Genomic DNA, 20,322 nt, shown 5'->3' on the forward strand with positions numbered 1-20,322 from the left:
TCTTGCGGCGAGCCGTCCCAAGTGTCAATATTAATTCGTAAATTACGAGCAAATCGCTTGACGCGACACTGGCGTCACGGTCAACTGGTGGCTCGTTCATCGTTGGAACGGGCCTGCCTGCGTGCTTGGGTAGGGGTGACTTGAGGAGGCGCGGGTGCGGCTGGCTGGGCGGGTGATCGTGGTGACCGGGGCCGCGTCGGGGATCGGCGCGGCGTGCGTCGAACGGGCGCTGACCGAGGGTGCGCAGGTCGTGCAGGTGGACATCCACCCGTGCAAGGAGCTGCCGGACAAAGCCATCAGCGTGGTCGGTGACGTCGCGTCGCCGGACACCTGGGCCGAGGTCCGGTCCCGCGGCCGCGACGAGCTCGGCCCGATCGACGGCCTGGTCAGCAACGCGGTCGTCGTCGACGTCAAGCCCGCCCACGAACTGTCGCCACCGTCCTGGCAACGCCAACTCGACGTCAACCTCACCGCGGCCTTCCTCGGATTCCAGGCGCTCTACGACGACCTCGTCGCGAATGCCGGCTCCGTCGTACTGGTCTCGTCGGTGCACGCGATCGCCGGCCTGCCCGGCCATCCGGCGTACGCCGCGACGAAGGGCGCGCTGATCTCGCTCGGACGCCAACTGGCGGTCGAGTACGGTCGCTCGATCCGGGTGAACACCGTCCTTCCGGGCCCGGTCGTGACGGCGATGTGGGACCGCGTCGACGCCGAGGGGCGCGAACGCAGCGCGCAGGCGACTGCGCTCGGGCGGCTCGGCCAGCCGGACGAGGTGGCTCAAGCGGTGGCGTTCCTGCTGTCGTCCGAGGCGTCGTTCGTGACGGCGGCAAGCCTGGTGGTCGACGGCGGATGGTCCGCGGTGAAGGACTCGGCATGAGGGAGATCGGTGTGACGGGGATTCAGCGCGGGGTGTCGCGTGGGCTGCACGGGCAGATCGTGGAGGTGATGGCCGACCGCATCCTGTCCGGGCAGATCCCGGAGGGCGCGACCATCAACGTGACCGAGCTGCAGTCCGACCTCGGCGTCAGCCTGACCGCGGTTCGTGAGGCCTTGAAGGTGCTGACCGCGAAGGGCCTGGTGGACGCGCGGCAGAAGCGCGGCACGTTCGTCCGGCCGCGGTCGGACTGGAACCTGCTGGACGCGGACATGATCCGCTGGCATTTCAAGGACGCCGACTCGCGGCCCGAGCTGCTCGAGGAGCTGCACGAGGTGCGCGGGATTGTCGAGCCGGCCGCGGCCCGACTGGCCGCGCTGCGATCCGACGATTCCGACGTCGCGGCGCTTGATGAGGCACTCGCGGGGATGGAGTCGGCCGACGACAACCTTGCCGCGGCGGCCGCGGACCTTGCGTTCCACCGGGCGTTGCTGGCGGCAACCGGCAACGAACTGCTGACGAAGATGGAAGTGATCATGGAGACCGGGCTCGCCGATCGCGACCGGCTGGTGCACACGGTCAAGCCGTCGGACGATCCGATCCCGAGCCACCGGCTGGTCGTGGACGCGATCCGCGCGCACGATCCCGAGGGCGCCGAGCTCGCGATGCGGGAACTGCTGGCGAAGGCGGCCGAGGACCTCACCGAAGTACGCGGATCGACTCGTCGGCGGCGCCGGTGAAGATCGAGAAGATCGAGACGTTCCTCGTCCCACCGCGCTGGTTGTTCTGCCGGGTCGAGACGAGCGACGGCGTCGTCGGCTGGGGCGAGCCCGTCGTCGAGGGTCGCGCTGAGGTTGTGCGCGCGGCGATCGACGTACTCGCGGAGTACCTGATCGGCCAGGACCCGTTGCAGATCGAGCGGCACTGGCAAGTGTTGACGAAGGGCGGGTTCTACCGCGGCGGGCCTGTTTTGAGCAGCGCCGTCGCCGGCCTCGACCATGCTTTGTGGGACATCGCCGGCAAGGTGTACGGCGCTCCCGTCGCGGCATTACTCGGCGGCCGCGTCCGTGATCGGGTCCGCGTGTACGCGTGGGTCGGCGGGGACGAACCGTCCTCGATCGGCGATGCCGTCGCGGAGCAGGTCGCTGCGGGTATGACGGCGGTGAAGATGAACGCCAGCGGTCAGATCCAGGCCTCGCCATCAGTTGCCGAGGTCAACGACATCGTCACCCGGCTCGCCGCTGCACGCGAGGTGCTCGGCGACTCTCGTGACGTCGCGATCGACCTGCATGGACGCGTCGGCGTTGCCGGCGCGCGGCGGATCCTGCACGCCGTCGAGGGTCTGCAGCCGATGTTCGTCGAGGAGCCGGTGCTGCCCGAGCAGATGGCGCATCTGTCCTCGGTGGTGGAGACCTCGACGATCCCGGTCGCGCTCGGAGAACGGCTGTACCACCGGGCCGAGTTCATGGCGCCGTTGAACGCGGGCGTCGCCGTCGTACAGCCGGACGTGTCGCACGCGGGCGGGATCTCCGAGTTGCGACGGATCGCCGTACTCGCTGATGCGCACGGCGCGATGCTTGCGCCGCATTGTCCGCTCGGGCCGATCTCACTGGCGGCTTCGTTGCAGGTCTCGTTCGCGACACCGAACTTCCTGATCCAGGAGCAGAGCCGCGGCATCCATTACAACGAATCGAGCGACCTCACGTCGTACGTCGTGGATCCTGCGCCATTCACCTGGGTCAACGGCCACGCGGAGTGGAATCCCCTGCCTGGCTTGGGAATCACGGTCGACGAGGAGGCCGTGCGGGCGGCCGACAAGATCGGTCACTCGTGGCGCAATCCGGTGTGGATCCACGAAGACGGCTCCTTCGCCGAATGGTGACCGAGCACGCGGCCGGCCGGTTGGTGACCGTCGACGCGACCGACGGCGGTCGTTGGACGTCCCTACAGCTGGCCGGACGGGAGTGGCTCTGGGCCGGTCCCGGCCTGATCAGCGGGCCTCGCACCGGTCTCGCCACCTTCATCGACGCCGGCGGCCTGGACGAATGCTTCCCGACTGTCCGCGGCATACCGGACCACGGCGCACTCTGGAACCAGCCGTGGGACGGTTCCGTCGAGTACGACGGCGCGGTGCTGACCCGCGCCTTCACCCCAGGCACCGATACGGTGAGCGTCGACTACCGTCTTGAAGCCTCGCCGGGCTATCGGTTCATCTGGGCCGCCCACGCGCTCCTCGATTGCGCCGCGGGCGCAGTCATCTCCGCTCCGCCCGGGACCGAGTGCAGGCTGTATCCCGAGGCGGCTGGTGAGCTTCCATGGGCCTGGCCCGACGACGCGCCCTGGGTTACGTCTAGTTGGCCGAGCCCACTCGAGTTGGATACGTTTGGCGCTTCGGACGGGACTGCTGCTGGAGCGGTTCTGGTGGACTGTCCAACGGTTTCGGTGCGGGATCGCGGCGCCGAGCTCATGATGACGTTGAGTTGCCCGGGGCAACCAGTCTCCACCGCGTTGTGGCGGAACCAGGGCGGTTTCCCGGCGGATGCGCCGTACCGGAGTCTCGGGGTCGAGCCGATGCTGGGCCGGGTGTTCGACCTCGCGGAGGCCGGGCCTGACGACGCTGCCGTCATCCCGGCGAGTGGTGAGCTGGCCTGGCGGCTCACGCTGTCCGCCAGGCCAGTGTGATGTCACCCGAGCGGCAGATCGAGTACGACGTTCGGCACCGTCGTGCTGTTGGTGGTGCGGATGCTGTCGAGCTCCGTCGCGGTCAAGGCCCGTTTGTAGAGGCGGACCTCGTCCATCGAGCCGTCGAAGTGGTGTGCGCCGTCCAGCCGCTGACCGACGTACATCTTGAACGGGCGACCGGGGCTGACCGATCCGCTCGGCGCGGTGACGCTCGCGGCTTGGGTGCCGTCGACCCAGATCGAGAGTGTGCCGGCCTTGCGTTGCAACGCGACGTGATGCCAGGCGTTGTCGTTGTAGGCCTTGGTCGTCTGCACGGCCGCGGTGTTGCCGCCGGTAGTGATCAGACCGCGGATCCGGCCGTCCGCGGGTTCTGCCCGGAGCCAGAACTGCGAGAACTCGTTGATGTTGTAGCCCCAGAAGATCGCCTGCGGTGTGGTGCTGGCGCCGTACTTGATCCAGGCCATCGCGGTGAAATCGCCTGCGCCGACCGCGAGCGACTCGGCGAAGGGGAGCTGGAGCGCATCGTCTACGCCGTCGAAGTCTCTTGCCTGGCCGAACTTGCCCGTTGTTGCGGTGGGTCCGCCGCGCAGGTAGCTGTCGTTGTGCAGGCCGCTGGTGTCCGGCGTCGTCGCGCCGAGCGGCGCATCGGGGTGGCCGATGTCGTTCTCGGTGAAGCGGGCGAAGCGGATCTGGTCGCGCGCGTCGACCGTACCGCCCTCGTAGAGCAGGCCGATCTCGCCGGTGTCGAGGATCGCCAGATCGGAGTACCCGGACCAGTCGCTGGTGATTCGGGTGCCCTCGGCAACGGTCTGCCAGGTCTTGCCCTCGTCGAAGCTGGACCGGATCGTCATGTACCTACGGCGATCGGGGTCCGCCGGGGCCGCGAACAGGATCCGGTTGTACTTGTCACCTTGGTCAACGGCTCGCAGCCTTTGCAACGAACCTTGCACGACGGGCGTCGTCAGCCCCGCGATGGTGGCAAACGGCGCTGCGAACGTCTGCCCGCCGTCGTTGCTGACCGCGGACATCCGGCTCGCTCCCGACGTACCGGCGTTGTTGCGGGCACCGGCGTACACGCCCCCGTCGACCTTCTCGACGACGCTGATCTCCTGCGGCGTCGCGTCGGAGCGGAGATCGGTCGCGCCCTTGTGCCAGGTCTCGCCGTGGTCGTCGCTGTAGACGAGTTGGCCGGCGTTCTTACCGGCGCCGTTGTCGTAGTTCGTGCCTGCAACCAGCCGGCCGGCGTGGGTGCCGCGGGTGAGCTGGATGCCGTGCACAGGACCGGTCGCGTACCAGCCCCAGGCCGGGTCATCGATCTGGTCGCCGATGTTCTTGGCGTTGCTCCACGTCTTCCCGTCGTCATCGCTGAACTGGACGTACGGCGTGCGCGGGCGACTCGTCATACCGGGATCCATCGTGCTCAGCAGGACGATACGGCCGGTCTCGTAGTCCACGATCGGGGCCGGGTTGCCGCGGGTCGCCACCGCGGTCGGGTCGGAGTCGGTGCCCGACAGTACGGTCTGGATCGCCGACCACGTGCGGCCGTCGTCCTCGGAGCGGCGCAGGACCAGGTCGATCTCCTGGGAGTCCGCGCACCACGCACGCCGGGCCTCGGCGAACGCGAGCAGCGTGCCCGCCTTGGTCTTCACGATCGCGGGGATGCGATAGCAGCCGTAGCCGGCGTCGCCTTTGTCGAACAGCACGGTCTGGGTGATGGCGGCCTGCGCTTGAGTCGGCACGGTCAGGCTTGCGGCGGTCAGAGCGAGCGCCGTGAGCAGGAGTTTGAGCTTGGGCATGGGCGGCTGCCTCCTGAAAGTAAACAACGGGGCGGTTGTTCACTCAGTAATTTAGCCACAGATCCGCCGTCTCGAACAGAGCTCATAGGACGTCCTATTTCTGCAGTCATCACTTAGGTTGGAGACCATGGACCTGCTTGCCGAACTCCGCACCCGGAAGCTGCTCGCGATCATCCGCGCCGACGGGGCGGACACCGCGCTCGCCTGCGTCGAGACGCTCGTCGAGGCCGGTGTCACCGCGCTCGAGATCTCGCTGACCACGCCCGGCGGGGTGGAGGCGATCGCCAAGGCGCGTTCGCAGTACGACCCGCACATCCTGATCGGCGCCGGCACCGTCGTGACCGCGGCCCAGGCCGACGAGGTCGCCGCGGCTCGGGCCGGCTTCATCGTCACTCCGGCGATCACGCGGGGCGCTCATCGCGCGGTTCAGCTCGGCCTGCCGCTGCTGTGCGGCGCGCTTACTCCGACCGAGGTCGTCGCTGCGCTGGACCTCGGCGCGACCGCGGTGAAGATCTTCCCAGCGAAGCTCCACGGTCCCGGGTACCTCAGCGAACTGCTCGCACCGCTCCCCGACGCGCCGCTCATCGCCGTCGGCGGGGTCGACGCCCAGTCCGCGCCGAAGTACCTGTCTGCGGGAGCGCTCGCCGTCGGCGTGAGTTCCCCGTTGCTGGGCGACGCTGGTGTTGGCGGTTCCTTGGCCGAGCTCGCCATCCGCGCCAGCACCTTCCGGACCGAGCTCGGCGTCTGACCGGCTACGCACGCCCGACGAATACTTGATGATCGACGACGCACGCTCGACCTCTCGGAGTACCTGATGACCGACCTTCTGACGTTCGGCGAGACGATGGTCTCGGTGCGGACCGCTCGCCCGATGCGCCTCGGCGGCGACGCACACCTGTCCATCGCCGGCTCCGAGAGCAACGTGGCGATCGGTGTTGCCCGGCTCGGCCACGACGCCGCCTGGTTGAGTGCCGTAGGCAACGATGAGCCGGGGCGACTGATCCAGCGCACGCTGCGCGCCGAGAACGTCGACACGACGTACTTGCGGTTCGCGGACGACTCGTTCACCGGCTTCATCGCGTTCGACCAGCCGTCGCACGACATCACCCGGGTCAGCTACCACCGCCGCGGGTCGGCCGCATCCACCCTCACCGCTTCGGAAACGACCGCGGCCGTTGAGTCGGCGAATCCGACGCTGCTGCACGTCACCGGCATCACCCCGGCGCTCTCCGATACCGCGCGGGCCGCGACGCTGGCCGCCGTACGCACGGCCTCCGCAGCGGGTGTCCAAGTCTCACTGGATGTGAACTACCGGGCTCGCCTCTGGTCGCGCGCCGACGCGGCCGCCGCGATCCGCGAACTCCTGCCCCACGTCCACACCATCTTCTCGTCGGACGACGAACTCGACCTGCTCACCGACGCGAGCGACCCAACCGCCGATCTCCTCAAGACCGTCGACACACTCGTAGTCACCGCCGGCGGGAAGGGCGCGTGGGCGCACACCAAAGGCACCGGGTCGGCATCCGACGTACACACCATCCATCGCCCGGCACTCCCGGTCACCGTGGTCGACAGCATCGGTGCCGGCGACGCGTTCGTCTCCGGCTACCTGTCAGCCACCCTCGACAAGCTCTCCACCGAGTCCTGCCTCGAGAGGGCCACGACATCCGGTGCTTTCTGCGTCACGGCGTACGGCGACTGGGAATCCCTCCCTACCCGCGAGGACCTGACCCTCCTGTCGCACTCCCAAGGCACAGCGCTCCGCTGAGGTCACGCGCTGTCCACTGAGGTCAGGGGCTGTCCACCGAGGTCACGCGCTGCCTGCGGAGGTCACGCGCTGTCGGGCGGGGGACGCCGGAACTGCGAGCGGTACTCCCCCGGCGCCTTGCCGGTGAGCCGCCGGAACAGGCGGCTGAACGAGGCCGGGTCCCGATACCCCACCTCACCGGCTATGCGAGCCACAGTCCGACCGGTCGTCTCCAGCAGTCGTCCGGCTCGGCGTACCCGAGCCGCCTGCAGATACTCGAGCGGCGTAGCGCCCGTTGCCTCACCGAACCGTCGGAGCAGTGTCCTCGAGCTGACGTGAAGCTCACTCGCCAGTCGCTCCAGGTCGTACGCAGCGTCGAGGTGCTGGTCCAGCCAGCGCTTCACGTCGTCCGCGAACGTCGAGCCCGCGGCCGGAAGGACCGACTGGTCGACGTACGGCGCCTGCGAGGTCCGGGCGTCGTCCACCAGCGCGATCCGGGCCGTGGTCCGTGCGACGGACTCGCCGCTGTGCCGGCGGATGAGGGTAAGGGCGAAGTCGTACATCGCGCTGAACGCGGCCGTCGTGGTCACCCCCTGATCGGTGACGACCAGTTGATCGGCGCGGACATCGACCGCTGGGTACCGGCGCGCCAGCTGGTCGGCGTACAGCCAGGAGGTCGTGGCCGTACGGCGATCCAGCACACCGGCCTCGGCAAGCAGGAATGCGCCGATACACAGCGAAACCACCGCACCGCCGCCCGCCGCGTACGCACGGATCGCCGCGACCTCCGGCCCGAGCCGAGACAGCACACAGTCAACATCGACTGGCGACCCGACCTCGAACCCGGGCACGACCAGCACATCCGACGGCCGCAGCGGGCCGACATCGATCCGCACACCTCCGGACGCAAGCACCCGTCGCCGCGGCGACACAATCCGCACGTCGTACGCCGGCTCAAGCATCCCGCGCACCTGCGCAACCCGCGTCGCCATCGTCAGCAGATCCGGCACCCCATGCACTTCCGACGCAAAACACCCCGGATAAGCCAGCACCGAAACCCGAAGCCCCACCACCTGGCGAGATTAACCAACACCTTGGCGATCTCGCCAGTGGTCAGTCACCGCCTCCAGCGAAATCCTCAACCATGAGCCAAGCCTCTCGCACCCCCGACAGCTCCCCCGACAGCTCCACCGGCACCCCGCCCGACCACCCGGCCGACGCCTCTCTCCCCACCTCCCACGACCACCCTGCCGACGGCTCCCGAGACGACTCCCTGGACGACTTTGAGCATCGGGTTGTGGAGATTGGTGGGGTTGCGAAGACGGTGCATGTGACAGGATCCGGGCCGGCTGTTGTGGTGATGCCGGAGATGCCTGGGATCAGCCCGGATGTGGCGCGGCTCGCGCGGTGGGTGCGGGACGCCGGGTTCACCGTGTTCGTGCCGTCGTTGTTCGGGGTGGACGGCGCCTACCCGACAGCCGAGGACGGCGAGGCGATCATCCGCAGAGCTTGCGTGAGCGCCGAGTTCAGCGCGTTCGCCGGCGGTGGGACGAGCCCGGTGAGCGCCTGGCTGCGCGGTCTCGCCCGGATCGCGCGCGACGAAGCCGGTGGACCGGGGGTGGGCGCGATCGGGCTCTGCTTCACCGGCAACTTCGCGCTCACGATGGCGCTCGAGCCGGCTGTGATCGCGCCGGTCGTCAACCACCCGTCACTTCCGCTAGACGCCCCGGGCGAGCTCGAGCTCTCGACTGCCGACGCGGACGCGCTGGCGGAGAGGTTCCAGCGCGAAGACCTGCAGGTGCTCGCGTACCGGTTCCAGGGCGACCGCTGGTGCACCGGCCAACGCTTCGCGGCGTACCAACGGCTCCTCGGTGACGCCTTCCTCGGACGCGTACTACCCGCGGACGCGGCAAACCAGGACCCACCGCCGTTCTTCCGAGACGTCGTGGGATGCGCGCACAGCGTCGTGACAGCCCACTTCGTCGACGAGACCGGTCACCCCACAGTCCGGGCCCGCGACGAGATCCTGGCCTTCCTCACCTCCAAGTTGCTTGTCACGCCCGAAGGCGCCGGCTCGTCTTAGTCCCGACGTACTGGTTCTACTGGGAGGCATGAAGTGAGCAGGTGGGACAAGCTGCCCGAGGTACGCAGCGTGGCTGAGCTCGAGCGGTTCGGTACGCCGGATCCGATCCCTCGCGACAAGGTCGAGCCGCGGCTGAGCGACGTACACCGGGAGTGGATCGAGGGCACGCCCCTGGTCTTCGTCGCCACATCCTCGCTCGACGGACGCTGCGATGTCTCACCGAAGGGCGATCCGCCCGGATTCGTGAAGGTCCTCGACGAGGTCACGCTCGCCATCCCGGAACGCTCGGGCAACCGCCGGATGGACGGCTTCCACAACATCCTCGAGAATCCACACGCCGGCCTGCTCTTCGTCATCCCCGGACGCCCCGAGACCCTCCGCGTGAACGGCTACGCCCGCATCGTCACCGACGGCCCGTTCTTCGACGACCTGATCGTGCGCTCCCATCGCCCGCCACTCGCGCTCGTCGTACACGTCGAGGAAACGTTCTTCCACTGCCCGAAGTCGTTCGCCCGGTCGCGAACCTGGAAGCCGGAGACCTGGAAAGCTCAGCTCTACCCCGCTACTCCTCGACGGGGAACAGGATCGGGCTGAGCAGGTAGCGCGATCGGCCGGGAGCGGCTTCGTTCGTCAGGGCTGGGAGGATCGCGGCGCGCATGCCCTCGATCAGTTGATGCAGCTCGTCCTCGCTCAGCCAGATGCCGTGCTGGCGGTAGCCCACGAGATCCGCCAGCGGATCCGCTCCCTCATGATCGAGGTAGGCGTTGAACTCGGCCACCAGCGCGGCCATCGCGACGGCGAACGCGCGCCGATGATCGTCGACGGTCACCCGCTCCAGGTCTGCCGGCGTGATCGAAGCGCGCTCCTGCTGCAGCCGGAACCGGCGCTCGACTGCCCCGCGCACCCTGCGTTCCTCCGCGACCTCGAGGATCCCGCCCTCGGCGAGCAGCTCGACGTGCCGGTACAGGGTCGCCTTCGAGACATCGGCGATCCGCTCCCCCAGCTCGCCGGTCGTCAACTCCCGGCCGCCGCGGAGCGCATGGACGATCCGCAACCGCACCGGATGTCCCAGCAGCTCCAACGGACCCATGGCGCAACGATCTCACGCCGTGCTACCTTTCTCAAACATTGAGAAAGGTACTGCGATGACCGCTTGGACTCCCCCGCCGTACGCCGACCCGACCGCCTTCACCGAGCAGGACCTCGTCCTCGAGGCAGCCGACCAGACCGTGCCCGGCACCCTCACGCTCCCGAGCAAGCCGAGCGGGCGGCCCTCCGTCGGCGTCGTACTGCTAGCCGGCGGCGGACCCTTCGACCGCGACGAGACCGCGGGCCCGAACAAGCCGCTCAAGGATCTCGCCTGGGGCCTGGCCACGCAGGGCATCGCCGTACTGCGCTTCGACAAGCTCACCGCGAACCGGCCCGAAGCGATGGCAGCACCCGGCTACACGATGACCGCGGAGTACGTGCCGCACGCGATCGCCGCCGTTCGCGCGCTCGCCGAATACGTCGAGCAGGTCTTCATCGTCGGCCACAGCATGGGCGGGAAGGTCGCGCCGAAGATCGCCGCGGAGGAGCCGTTGGTGGCAGGCCTGGTGATCATGGCCGGCGACACCCAGCCCATGCACCGCTCCGCCGTCCGCGTGACGCGCTATCTCGCGGAGACGGGAGCGGTTCCCCCGGAGACAGTCGCCGCATTCCAGCAGCAGGCCGAGGTCGTCGACGATCCCAGCCTGTCCGCAGAGACCCCGTCGACGCAGCTTCCGTTCGGCATGCCGGCGTCGTTCTGGCTGGATCTCCGCGAGTACGACGCAGTCGCGACCGCCGCGAAACTCGACGTACCGATCCTCGTCCTGCAAGGCGGCCGCGACTATCAGATCACCGTCGCCGACGACCTGCCCGGGTGGCGCGACGGCCTCCCCGACGCGACGATCACGATCCTCGAGGCCGACAACCACGTGTTCATCCCCGGCACCGGCCCGTCGACCATGGCCGACTATGCGGTGCCGGGGCACGTGGATCCGGATGCCCTCTCTGCGATCCTCACCTGGTTGCCGCAAGCAACCAGGTGAGCAGGGTCAGGCCAGCAGCGCCGGGTCGGACTCCAGCTCGCGTTCGGGATCGAGCGGGAGGACGATCTTGAACACTGTCCGGCCGGGCTCGGACTCGACGCGCAGATCGCCGTGGTGCTTCTTCACGACGATGCGCCACGAGATGTCGAGCCCCAGGCCGGTGCCCTCGCCGATCGGCTTGGTGGTGAAGAACGGCTCGAAGATCCGCCGCCGGATCTCCTCCGGGATACCGGGACCGGTGTCGCCGATCTCGACGACCGCGTAGGCGCCGTCCCGGCGGGTCCGGATCGTCAGCGTCCCGGATCCGCCCATCGCGCTGACCGCGTTGTCGATAATGTTCGTCCACACCTGGTTGAGCTCCGCAGCGTACGCCGGGATCTGCGGCAACTCGGGATCGAAGTCCTTCACGATCTCGTACCCCTGGAGCTTGCCCGACATCATCACCAGCGTCGACTTCAGCAACTCCCGCAGATCAACCGTCTGGTACGGCGCGCGGTCGATCTGCGAATACTGCTTGGCCGCACCAACGAGTGTCGAGATGCGGGTGACCGAATCGTCGATCTCGTTCATCAGCGACTCGGTGTCGATCGTGTACATCAACCACCGCACCGCGCCCTCGAGGTACGTCGGTCCGACTGCCGTCAGCACCTCTTCCATCCACGGCACATCCAGCCCAGCCGCGGCGAGCACCGGAGCGATGTCCCAGCTGGCCTGGACGTCGTGGTCGTCCAGCCAGTCGGTCAGCGCGTCCTCGCTGTCGGACAACTCCATCGGCGGAATGTCTTTGTCCTTGTTCTTGTCCAGCCGCTCGACCGCGTCGTCCTGGAGCGCGACGATCTGGTGCAGCTTGGTCGCGTCGAGCGTGCCGTCGGCGAGCATCGCCAGCTTCGACCGCATCCCGGAGACCCGCTGCCGCAGCGTGGCCGCGGCCCGGACCGCCGCAGCGGCCGGGTTGTTCAGCTCGTGGGTCAGACCCGCGGACAACGAACCGAGGGCGAGCAGCCGCTCCCGCTCCCCCAGCGTCTCGTTGGTCCGGCGCATGCCCATCACGAAGCCCTCGATCAGGTGCACCGCCATCGGGAACCACGTGTTCATCATCGTCGCCATCGTCTCGGCGCCGATGACGAAGAACTCGGCCGGCTGGGTCACCTGCATCGTTGCCGTGTACGACTTGTGGTCCGCGGCGCCGAAGAACGCGTTGAACGCCCCGGAGTAGACGCCGCGCTGGCTGGTCCGGTTGATCTCGACCAGTTCACCGTGGGACAGCTTGCAGAGCCGGATCTCGCCGGAGAGCAGAACGTAGCAGCAGCTAGCCTCGTCGCCCTCGTTGAAGACGATCCCGTCCTGGAAGCTCTCGGCGTACCCGGCCTCGGACAGCCACTGCAACTGCTCGTCGGAGAGGCTCTCGAAGAGGAACAGCGTGCGCAGCTCGTCGGGAGTCAGCCGCCGCGGCTCCACAGCTTGGTCAGTCATCAGAGCATCTCCAGGTATCGGTGCACCAGTGTCACGGCCATCGCTCCGTCGCCGACCGCTGAGGCAACCCGCTTCACCGACTCGGCCCGCACGTCACCCGCGGCGAACACGCCGGGCATGCTCGTCTCCAGGTGGTACGGCTCCCGCTCCAGTGGCCAGCCCGGCGGTCTGCCGGGCAGGTCTGGTCCGGTGAGGACGAAGCCTCGGTCGTCGCGGAGCAGGTCACCGGGCAGCCAGTCCGTCCGCGGGGCCGCGCCGATGAACACGAACATCCACTCCGTGTCCACCTCGCGCTTCTCCCCGGTCTCGCTGTTCAGCAGGGTGAGATGTTCCAGGTGCTCCGAGCCCATGCAGGAAACGACCTGCGTGCAGGTATGCACCTCGATGTTGTCGATCCCCTCGATCTGATCGATGAGGTACGACGACATCGTCGCGGTGAGCGATGGTCCTCTGACCAGCATATGCACGCGTTTCGCATGCCGGGCGAAATAGACCGCCGCCTGACCGGCGGAGTTGGCTCCGCCGATGATGTAGACCTCCATGCCGGCGCACGCCGGACCCTCGGTGGTCGCCGAGCCGTAGTAGATCCCGCGGCCGAACAGATCGTCGACGCCGGGCGCCTGCAGCGTCCGGTACGAGACGCCGGTCGCCAGGATCACCGAGTGCGCCGAGATCTCACTGCCGTCGGCGAACCGCAACTGCCGCGCGTTGCCGAGCGTCTCCAGCCCCACGACCTGACGGGTCGTCAGCAGCTCAGCACCGAACCGGACTGCCTGGCGCCTGGCCCGGTCCGTCAGCTGAGCACCGGACACCCCGTCCGGGAAGCCCAGGTAGTTCTCGATGCGGCTGGACTGCCCGGCCTGGCCACCGGTCGCGAGCTGCTCGACCAGCACGGTCCGCAGGCCCTCGCTAGCGCCGTACACGGCTGCTCCGAGGCCGGCCGGACCGCCGCCGACCACGACCAGGTCGTAGAAGTCCTTGGCCGGCGCCGTGGACAGGCCGACCTTGTTGGCCAGCTCGGTCTCGGACGGCGCGACCATCACCGTGCCGTCCGGGGTGATGACCACGGGCAGCTTCGAGCCGTCGAGCCCGGCCGCTTTCAGTTGCCGCTTTCCCTCCTCGTCGTCGACACTCAGCCAGCGGTAAGGCACAGCGTTGCGGGCGAGGAAGTCGCGGGCTGCGAACGACGGCGCCGACCAGCGGTGACCGATCACCCGGGTTTCATCGGCGGACGGGCCCGGGGTTTTCTTCCACAGGTCGAGCATCGCGTCGACCACCGGATACAGCTTCTCCTCCGGCGGGTTCCACGGCTTGAGCAGGTAGTGGTCGAGGTCGACCACGTTGATGGCTTGGATCGCCGCGTCCGTGTCGGCGTACGCCGTCAGCAGCACGCGGCGGGCGAGCGGGAACAGGTCCATCGCGGCCTCGAGGAACTCGATGCCGGACATCTGGGGCATCCGGTAATCGGCCAGCAGCAGGGCGACGGGCTCGCCGCGGAGCTTGAGCTCCTTCAGCGCGTCGAGCGCCTGCACCGGATTCTCCGCCCGGACGATGCGGTTCTCCTCGCCGTACCGACGGCGGAGGTCACGGGCGATTGACCGGGAAACGCCGGGATCGTCGTCCACGGTAAGGATCACCGCGCGGCTCGTTGACGCTGTCATGCCTCCTTCATACCAGCGGAAGGCCACAAACCGGGATCGGTAATCCACAGGCCCTCGTCCGGTTCGCGAGGGGCTGATTCGCGAACCGGACGAGAGGGGCGGCCTAGGGGAGGGCGTCGAGGTACGGCGCGTGGTTGTTCTGGAACTCCCAGTTGTAGTAGTGGTCCCAGTTGATCGACCACGTCATCAGCCCACGGAAGCCCGGTGAAGCGCCGCCGCGGAGGCTGTAGCCGCCGCAGGTCTGGCCCTTCACCAAGCAGTCGAGCGCTTGGTGCACGGCTGCCGGGGCGGTGTAGCCGTTGCCCGCGCTGACTGCTGCCGGGAGCCCGATACCGATCTGGTCGTCGCGCAGTCCCGGGAACGTCTGTCCGGTGTTCGCCACCGGGAAACCGGCCTTGACCATGTCGGTCATGGCGATGTGGAAGTCGGCGCCGCCCATGGTGTGGTACTGGTTGTCCAGCCCCATCACCGGACCGGAGTTGTAGTCCTGGACGTGCAGGACAGTCAGCGAGTCCCGCAGTGCGTTGATGACCGGCAGATAGGAACCAGTCCGGTTGTCGCCGCCACCTGCGCCGCCGTAGAACTGGTAGCCGACCTGTACGAAGAACGTCTCCGGCGCCATCGTCAGCACGAAGCCGGACCCGTACTTGGCTTTCAGCGTCTTCAGCGCCGAGATCAGGTTGACGATCACCGGAGTGGTCGGGTTGCGGAAGTCGGTGTCACCCGCGTTGAGGTACAGCGAGTGCCCTTCGAAGTCGATGTCGAGTCCGTCGAGCCCGTAGCGGTCGATGATCGCGCTGACAGAGCTGACGAACGCGTCGCGGGCGGCAGTGGTGGTGAGCTGCACCTGTCCGTTCGCACCGCCGATGGAGATCAGCACCTTCTTACCGGCGGCCTGTTTGGCCCGGATGGCGCTCACGAACTCCGCATCGCTCTCCACATTCGGACACTCGCTGGCAGGACACCTGTTGAACCGGATGTCTCCCGACGTGACGCTTGTCGGCTCTCCGAAGGCCAGATCGATGATGTCCCACTGGTCCGGTACGTCGGCCATCCGCACGTACCCGGACCCGTTCGCAAAGCTCGCGTGCAAGTAGCCGATCAGCGCATGCTTCGCCAGACCGGTACTGGTGCAGCCTCCCGTCGTACCGGTAGTAGCTGCTGACCTCGGGGACTCACCAACGCTGTTGTATGCCGCGACCGAGTAGCTGTGGCTACTGCACGCCTGGAGCCCGCTGATGGTGGCTGTAGTTCCGGTGACGGTCTGGACGACGCTGGTGCCTTCATAGACCCGGTAGCCGGTGACAGTGCCTGTCGCAGCCGGCCAGCTCAACGAGATGGCGGAGTTGGTCGCGCTGGTGACGGTCGGCGTACCAGGAGCGGTCGGAGCACCCGGCGTACCGCCAGGACCGTCCAGGCTGAAGTCATCGGCCTGGTACGCCGGTTGCCCGTACCAGCCATGCACGTAGATCTGTGCGGACGTCTGACTCGCTCCCGTCGTAAAGGACAGACTCAGCTGCGTGAAGCTCGCAGCCGACGGCGTCCAGGTGGACGAACCACCCGTGACCCCGAGGTACACGTACGAGCCGCGCACCCAACCCGACAACGTGTACGCCGTGTTGGGCTGCACCGACACCGTCTGACTGCACTGGGCGTAGTCAGAACTCGTCACCGCACCGTTCAATGCAAAGCCACCAGTGCGAGTCGGACTGCTGACCACCGACCCACCGGAGCAGCTCCACCCACTCAACGAGCCGGTCTCGAACCCCGGGTTGCTCAGAATATTCGCCGCCTGCGCCGGCACCGTGATCCCGGCCAGCAACACCCCAACCACCACAGCAAGCCACCGTGCACGCATGGAACCTCCTCGACGATGGATTTAGTAGAGAGCCTCCATAAATCCACGTCAATGCGTCACCCACGGCGGAAACCCGACGCTGTCGGGAACCGGCCGCTCGCTGGGTGGCGGGTTTTCGCCAGCGGCCAGTTGGAGCCAAAACCGTGTAGTCGGAGCGGCCGATTGGCAGGCTCTTCCGCGTCCGGGCTCGGGGGCGGGCGGCCGGGGCTACAGCCCACGGTCAGGACAACATGCCGTGGAGGCATCACGTGAACCATCCCACCCTGCGCAGGCGTGCCGCACTCTTGGCGGGCGCCGCGCTGATCACCACCGCCTTGGTGGCTCCACCAGGATCAGCAACACCACCTACTGCCCCACAGGGCCGGTCGAGCTTCGCGCCCGGCCGGTACGTCGTGACGCTGGCCGACAAACCGCTGGCGACGTACCAGGGCGGGGTTACCGGACTCAAGGCCACCAAGCCGACGGCCGGTCGCAAGATCGAGGTCAACACCAGCAATGCGAAGGCCTACCGGTCCTTCCTGACCGGCAAGCACACACAGGTCGCTGCAGAGGTCGGGGCCAAGGTCGACCACGACTACTCGACCACTCTGAACGGCTTCGCCGCTTCTCTGACCTCCAAGCAGGTCAACGAGCTCAGCAAGACGCCTGGTGTCGTGTCCGTCGTACCTGACCAGCTGCATGTCGCTCTGGACGACCGCAAGTCGACCGACTTCCTCAAGCTGTCCGGCAAGACCGGCGTCTGGAACACACTCGGCGGCACCGCGACCGCGGGCCAGGGTGTCGTTGTCGGCGTCGTCGACACCGGCATCTGGCCGGAGAGCGCCTCCTTGTCCGACCCGAAGCTCGGTACGAAGCCGCCGACCGCGGCAGACCCGTACCGTCCGTACCTGTCGGGCTCGACGACCATCATGGAGAAGGCTGACGGCAGCACTTTCACAGGTAGTTGCGAGGCCGGCGAGGACTTCGCCGCCGACCAGTGCAACACCAAGCTGATCAGCGCGAAGTACTTCGGCGACGGGTGGCTGAACCTGGTCCCACCGGACCAGCGGGCCGACTACGTCTCGCCGCGCGACGGTGAGGGCCACGGGACCCACACCGCGACCACCGCGGCCGGCCGGGCCAACGTGGATGTCTCGGTCGGTGGTATCGGCTTCGGTACCGTCACGGGTGTCGCTCCGGCCGCGAAGATCGCTGTGTACAAGGCGCTCTGGTCCGGCAAGGACGGACAGAACTCCGGCGGCCTCACCTCCGACATCCTCTCCGCCATCGACCAGGCGGTCGCGGACGGCGTCGACGTCATCAACTACTCGGTCGGCTCGATCTTCGAGTCCGAGCACACCGATCCGATCCAGCTGGCCTTCCTGTCCGCCGCGTCGGCCGGTGTCTTCGTCTCCGCGGCCGGTGGCAACTCCGGTCCGGACGCGTCCACGCTCGACAACACCTCCCCCTGGGTGACCACGGTCGGCGCCAGCACGGTCGCGCCGTACGAAGGGACCGTGGTGCTGGGCAACGGCCAGAAGTACGCCGGCCTCAGTACGACGGTGGCGATGCCGACCGGCAGCAAGCCGCTGGTCAGCCCGGCCGCGGTCAAGAACGCGAGTGCCAGCGACGCAGACGCACTGCTTTGTATGGCGAACACTCTGGACCCGAGCAAGACAGCCGGGACGATCGTCGCCTGCGAGCGGGGCGTCAATGCCCGGGTGGACAAGTCCACCGAGGTGAAGCGGGCGGGTGGTGTCGGCATGGTGCTGCTCAACCTGTTCCCGCAGGACGTGGTCGGCGACTCTCACGCCGTACCGACTGTGCACGTCAACGCACCAGACGCGCTGTCGGTGAAGTCCTACGCTGCGCAGGCCGGAGCAACAGCTGAGCTCGTGCCTGGCAACACCACTACTTCCAAGACGCCGTACCCCCAGATGGCCGACTTCTCGTCGCGCGGTCCTTCTCTGGCGAGCCATGGCAACCTGTTGAAGCCCGACCTCGCTGCACCCGGTGTGAACGTGCTGGCTGCGGTCGCACCGCCCACCAACAACGGACAGAGCTACGCGTTCCTCTCCGGTACGTCGATGGCCGCGCCGCACGTGGCGGGGCTGGCTGCGCTCTACCTGTCCAAGCACCCGGACTGGTCGCCGATGGCAGTCAAGTCGGCCCTGATGACCACAGCTGGAAACGTGCTCACTGCTAGCGGAGCTGTCGACACCGACCCGTTCGATGCTGGTGCCGGCGAGGTGCAGCCGTCCAAGATGCTGGACCCCGGTCTGATCTACGACTCGGGTGACGCGGACTGGCTGGGCTATCTGGAGGGCAGTGGGGTCAACACCGGCACCGGCGTACCTGCGATCAACCCGAGCGACTACAACGCTCCGTCGATCGCGGTCGGCCAGTTGCTGGGCACTCAGACCATCACCCGCCGGGTGACCGCAGTAACTCCGGGCCTGTACCGGGCGACTGTCTCCGTACCCGGGATGAAGGCAGTGGTGACACCGTCGATCCTGAACTTCACAGAGGCCGGCCAGACCAAGACCTTCACGGTGAAGCTCACTCTGGACACCGGTGACTCCGGCGCGACCACCAGCGGTTGGCTGACCTGGCAGGGCGCTGGGAAGACAGTGCGCAGCCCGATCGTCGCCGTACCGACGTCCGTGCTCGCTCCGACCGCAGTGTCCGGGTCGGGCGCTGCCGGCTCGGTGTCGTTCACTGCCACTGCTGGCAAGGCCGGCGCACCGATCCACTCGTACGGCGTGGTGTCGGCTCCTCTGGTGGCCGGCGCGGTGCCCGCAGGTGCTGCGGACGCCGATCTGCCGGACTACCCGGTGACCGCGACCGCGCAGACAAAGGCGGTGCAGTGGAACATCAAGACCGTGGATCCGGCCGGCAGCATCTGGCTGGTGCTCTACAAGGTCGTGAACGGTCAGAAGCAGTTCCTGTCGTTCGTCGGTGACGGCTCGAACCAGGCGTCTGCCAGTGTGCCTGCGCCTGCTGCTGGCGTCTGGGGTGTTCTTGCGATCACCCTGTCCAACCCGCCCGGCGCGGACACGACGGAGTACACGATGCAGACCAACGTTGTGACTGCGTCGTCGGGCAACTCGCTCAAGACGTCGCCTCCGGTTGCACCCGGCGCGTTCAAGCCCTTCCAGGTCACCACGTCATGGTCGGGGCTGCCGACCGACAAGCGCTCCACCGGCTTCGTCGAGTTCCCGAACCGAGCCGGGACCCTGGTGACAATTAACTAGATCCAGCGGCGGCGGGCAGCTTGAATGCCTGCCTGGAACCGGGTCTGCGCGCCGAGGGCATCCATCAGCGCGCGGACCCGGCGCTGGGTCGTCCGGGGACTGATCCGCAGCCGCCGGCTGATCGTGTCGTCGGTCGCTCCGCCGGCCAGCAACATCAGCACATCCCGGTCCGGTGCTCGCAGTGCCGCCACTTCACCGGTGGCCTCGAGCTCCGGCATCGGTACGGCCAGTCCCCACAGCATCTCGAACGTCGCGATCAGACCGTCGAGCAGACCGGTCGACCGGATCAGCAGATGGCACTCCGCCGGCGCCCGCTTCGTCAGCGCGACCAGCGCCATGTTGTCGTCGCCCAGCACCATCTTCATCGGCATCTGCGGCAGCACGCGGCTCTGCTCACCCGCGGCCCGCAGTTCCGGCAGCACCGACATGACGTCGGTGGACTCGAACACCTCGAACCCGTAGATCGCCCGGTACGCCAGTCCGTCGCCCAGCCGCTCCAGCTCGAGCTTCTGCTGTGACGCCGGCGGCGCCGAGTACGGCCCCCGATCGAGCGCCCGGATCTGCTCCCGGCAACTCCGCTGCATCTCCTCGTACGCCGCCAGCAGCGTCGGCCCGTCCTCGATCAGCTCGACCTGGTCCCCGCTCAGCACCGGATTCGCCCGCGCCGACCGCAACTCGTCCGCCACCAACCGAAGCCGAACCACCTGAGCATCCAACTCGTCCAGCGGATCAACCACCACCCGGATCACCCCTCACGAACCAACCCAAACCCCCTCACACTAAACCGCGTCAAGTAATTCCTGACAGCGTTGTCTCAAAGACAACGAACCTGCCGGGACACTA

Annotated in this window: 17 protein-coding genes; 10 read left to right on the plus strand and 7 right to left on the minus strand. The window is 67.7% G+C overall.

All coding sequences use genetic code 11. The features are described 5' to 3' along the window. The first annotated feature begins 154 nt into the window (after window positions 1-154). From ACQPYH_RS34300 to ACQPYH_RS34315, 4 genes are read left to right on the plus strand one after another with little or no spacing between them, the layout of a single operon-like run. Window positions 155-877: an SDR family NAD(P)-dependent oxidoreductase gene (locus ACQPYH_RS34300; RefSeq protein WP_432880010.1), complete on the plus strand. Its 723-nt coding sequence runs from the start codon at window positions 155-157 to the stop codon at window positions 875-877. Next, the gene (locus tag ACQPYH_RS34305; RefSeq protein WP_432880013.1) at window positions 874-1,614 is read left to right on the plus strand and encodes a FadR/GntR family transcriptional regulator; all 741 of its coding nucleotides are present in this window, start codon (window positions 874-876) and stop codon (window positions 1,612-1,614) included. Before ACQPYH_RS34300 ends, ACQPYH_RS34305 begins: the two co-directional genes overlap by 4 nt. Then, window positions 1,611-2,756, plus strand: a complete 1,146-nt coding sequence (gene dgoD / locus ACQPYH_RS34310; protein WP_432880015.1) for a galactonate dehydratase — start codon at window positions 1,611-1,613, stop codon at window positions 2,754-2,756. The genes ACQPYH_RS34305 and dgoD overlap by 4 nt, the downstream gene beginning before the upstream one ends. After that, window positions 2,750-3,556, plus strand: coding sequence for a hypothetical protein (locus ACQPYH_RS34315; RefSeq protein ID WP_432880018.1), 807 nt, complete (start codon window positions 2,750-2,752; stop codon window positions 3,554-3,556). The genes dgoD and ACQPYH_RS34315 overlap by 7 nt, the downstream gene beginning before the upstream one ends. A 2-nt stretch (window positions 3,557-3,558) precedes the next feature. On the opposite strand, the gene ACQPYH_RS34320 is transcribed toward ACQPYH_RS34315, so the two are convergent. Next, complete coding sequence (locus tag ACQPYH_RS34320) at window positions 3,559-5,352, minus strand: exo-alpha-sialidase (protein ID WP_432880021.1); 1,794 nt, start codon at window positions 5,350-5,352, stop codon at window positions 3,559-3,561. A gap of 127 nt (window positions 5,353-5,479) precedes the next feature. Here ACQPYH_RS34320 and ACQPYH_RS34325 point away from each other — a divergent pair, with 127 nt between their 5' ends. Together ACQPYH_RS34325 and ACQPYH_RS34330 are read left to right on the plus strand one after the other, a co-directional pair. Beyond that, complete coding sequence (locus ACQPYH_RS34325; protein WP_432880024.1) at window positions 5,480-6,100, plus strand: bifunctional 4-hydroxy-2-oxoglutarate aldolase/2-dehydro-3-deoxy-phosphogluconate aldolase; 621 nt, start codon at window positions 5,480-5,482, stop codon at window positions 6,098-6,100. 66 nt (window positions 6,101-6,166) lie between these two features. Continuing rightward, a complete protein-coding gene (locus ACQPYH_RS34330; protein WP_432880026.1) occupies window positions 6,167-7,120 on the plus strand; it encodes a sugar kinase in 954 nt (317 codons plus the stop codon). Between the two features lie 62 nt (window positions 7,121-7,182). On the opposite strand, the gene ACQPYH_RS34335 is transcribed toward ACQPYH_RS34330, so the two are convergent. After that, the gene (locus ACQPYH_RS34335) at window positions 7,183-8,109 is read right to left on the minus strand and encodes a GlxA family transcriptional regulator (RefSeq protein ID WP_432880029.1); all 927 of its coding nucleotides are present in this window, start codon (window positions 8,107-8,109) and stop codon (window positions 7,183-7,185) included. 287 nt (window positions 8,110-8,396) lie between these two features. Here ACQPYH_RS34335 and ACQPYH_RS34340 point away from each other — a divergent pair, with 287 nt between their 5' ends. Further along, window positions 8,397-9,182, plus strand: coding sequence for a dienelactone hydrolase family protein (locus tag ACQPYH_RS34340; RefSeq protein WP_432880031.1), 786 nt, complete (start codon window positions 8,397-8,399; stop codon window positions 9,180-9,182). Window positions 9,183-9,215: 33 nt separating this feature from the next. Further along, window positions 9,216-9,776 (plus strand): MSMEG_1061 family FMN-dependent PPOX-type flavoprotein, encoded by a 561-nt coding sequence (locus tag ACQPYH_RS34345; RefSeq protein ID WP_432880034.1) that lies wholly within the window; start codon window positions 9,216-9,218, stop codon window positions 9,774-9,776. Here the strand turns inward: ACQPYH_RS34345 and ACQPYH_RS34350 are convergent. Continuing rightward, window positions 9,745-10,272, minus strand: coding sequence for a helix-turn-helix domain-containing protein (locus ACQPYH_RS34350; RefSeq protein WP_432880037.1), 528 nt, complete (start codon window positions 10,270-10,272; stop codon window positions 9,745-9,747). The genes ACQPYH_RS34345 and ACQPYH_RS34350 overlap by 32 nt on opposite strands. A gap of 55 nt (window positions 10,273-10,327) precedes the next feature. Here ACQPYH_RS34350 and ACQPYH_RS34355 point away from each other — a divergent pair, with 55 nt between their 5' ends. After that, window positions 10,328-11,254 (plus strand): alpha/beta hydrolase family protein, encoded by a 927-nt coding sequence (locus ACQPYH_RS34355; RefSeq protein ID WP_432880039.1) that lies wholly within the window; start codon window positions 10,328-10,330, stop codon window positions 11,252-11,254. A 6-nt stretch (window positions 11,255-11,260) separates the two neighbouring features. Here ACQPYH_RS34355 and ACQPYH_RS34360 read toward each other — a convergent pair whose 3' ends face one another. From ACQPYH_RS34360 to ACQPYH_RS34370, 3 genes are all read right to left on the minus strand, one after another. After that, complete coding sequence (locus tag ACQPYH_RS34360) at window positions 11,261-12,727, minus strand: ATP-binding protein (protein ID WP_432880041.1); 1,467 nt, start codon at window positions 12,725-12,727, stop codon at window positions 11,261-11,263. Further along, window positions 12,727-14,388, minus strand: a complete 1,662-nt coding sequence (locus ACQPYH_RS34365) for an FAD-dependent oxidoreductase (protein ID WP_432880044.1) — start codon at window positions 14,386-14,388, stop codon at window positions 12,727-12,729. Before ACQPYH_RS34365 ends, ACQPYH_RS34360 begins: the two co-directional genes overlap by 1 nt. A 103-nt stretch (window positions 14,389-14,491) precedes the next feature. Continuing rightward, the gene (locus ACQPYH_RS34370; RefSeq protein ID WP_432880046.1) at window positions 14,492-16,246 is read right to left on the minus strand and encodes a chitinase; all 1,755 of its coding nucleotides are present in this window, start codon (window positions 16,244-16,246) and stop codon (window positions 14,492-14,494) included. A 248-nt stretch (window positions 16,247-16,494) separates the two neighbouring features. Here ACQPYH_RS34370 and ACQPYH_RS34375 point away from each other — a divergent pair, with 248 nt between their 5' ends. Next, on the plus strand, window positions 16,495-19,479 hold the full coding sequence (locus tag ACQPYH_RS34375) for a S8 family peptidase (RefSeq protein ID WP_432880049.1): 2,985 nt from the start codon (window positions 16,495-16,497) through the stop codon (window positions 19,477-19,479). Here the strand turns inward: ACQPYH_RS34375 and ACQPYH_RS34380 are convergent. Beyond that, window positions 19,476-20,219: a hypothetical protein gene (locus ACQPYH_RS34380; protein ID WP_432880051.1), complete on the minus strand. Its 744-nt coding sequence runs from the start codon at window positions 20,217-20,219 to the stop codon at window positions 19,476-19,478. The genes ACQPYH_RS34375 and ACQPYH_RS34380 overlap by 4 nt on opposite strands. Window positions 20,220-20,322: the final 103 nt, after the last annotated feature.

The organism is Kribbella sp. CA-245084, assembly GCF_050942355.1.
In the GTDB taxonomy this organism is placed as follows: Bacteria; Actinomycetota; Actinomycetes; order Propionibacteriales; family Kribbellaceae; genus Kribbella.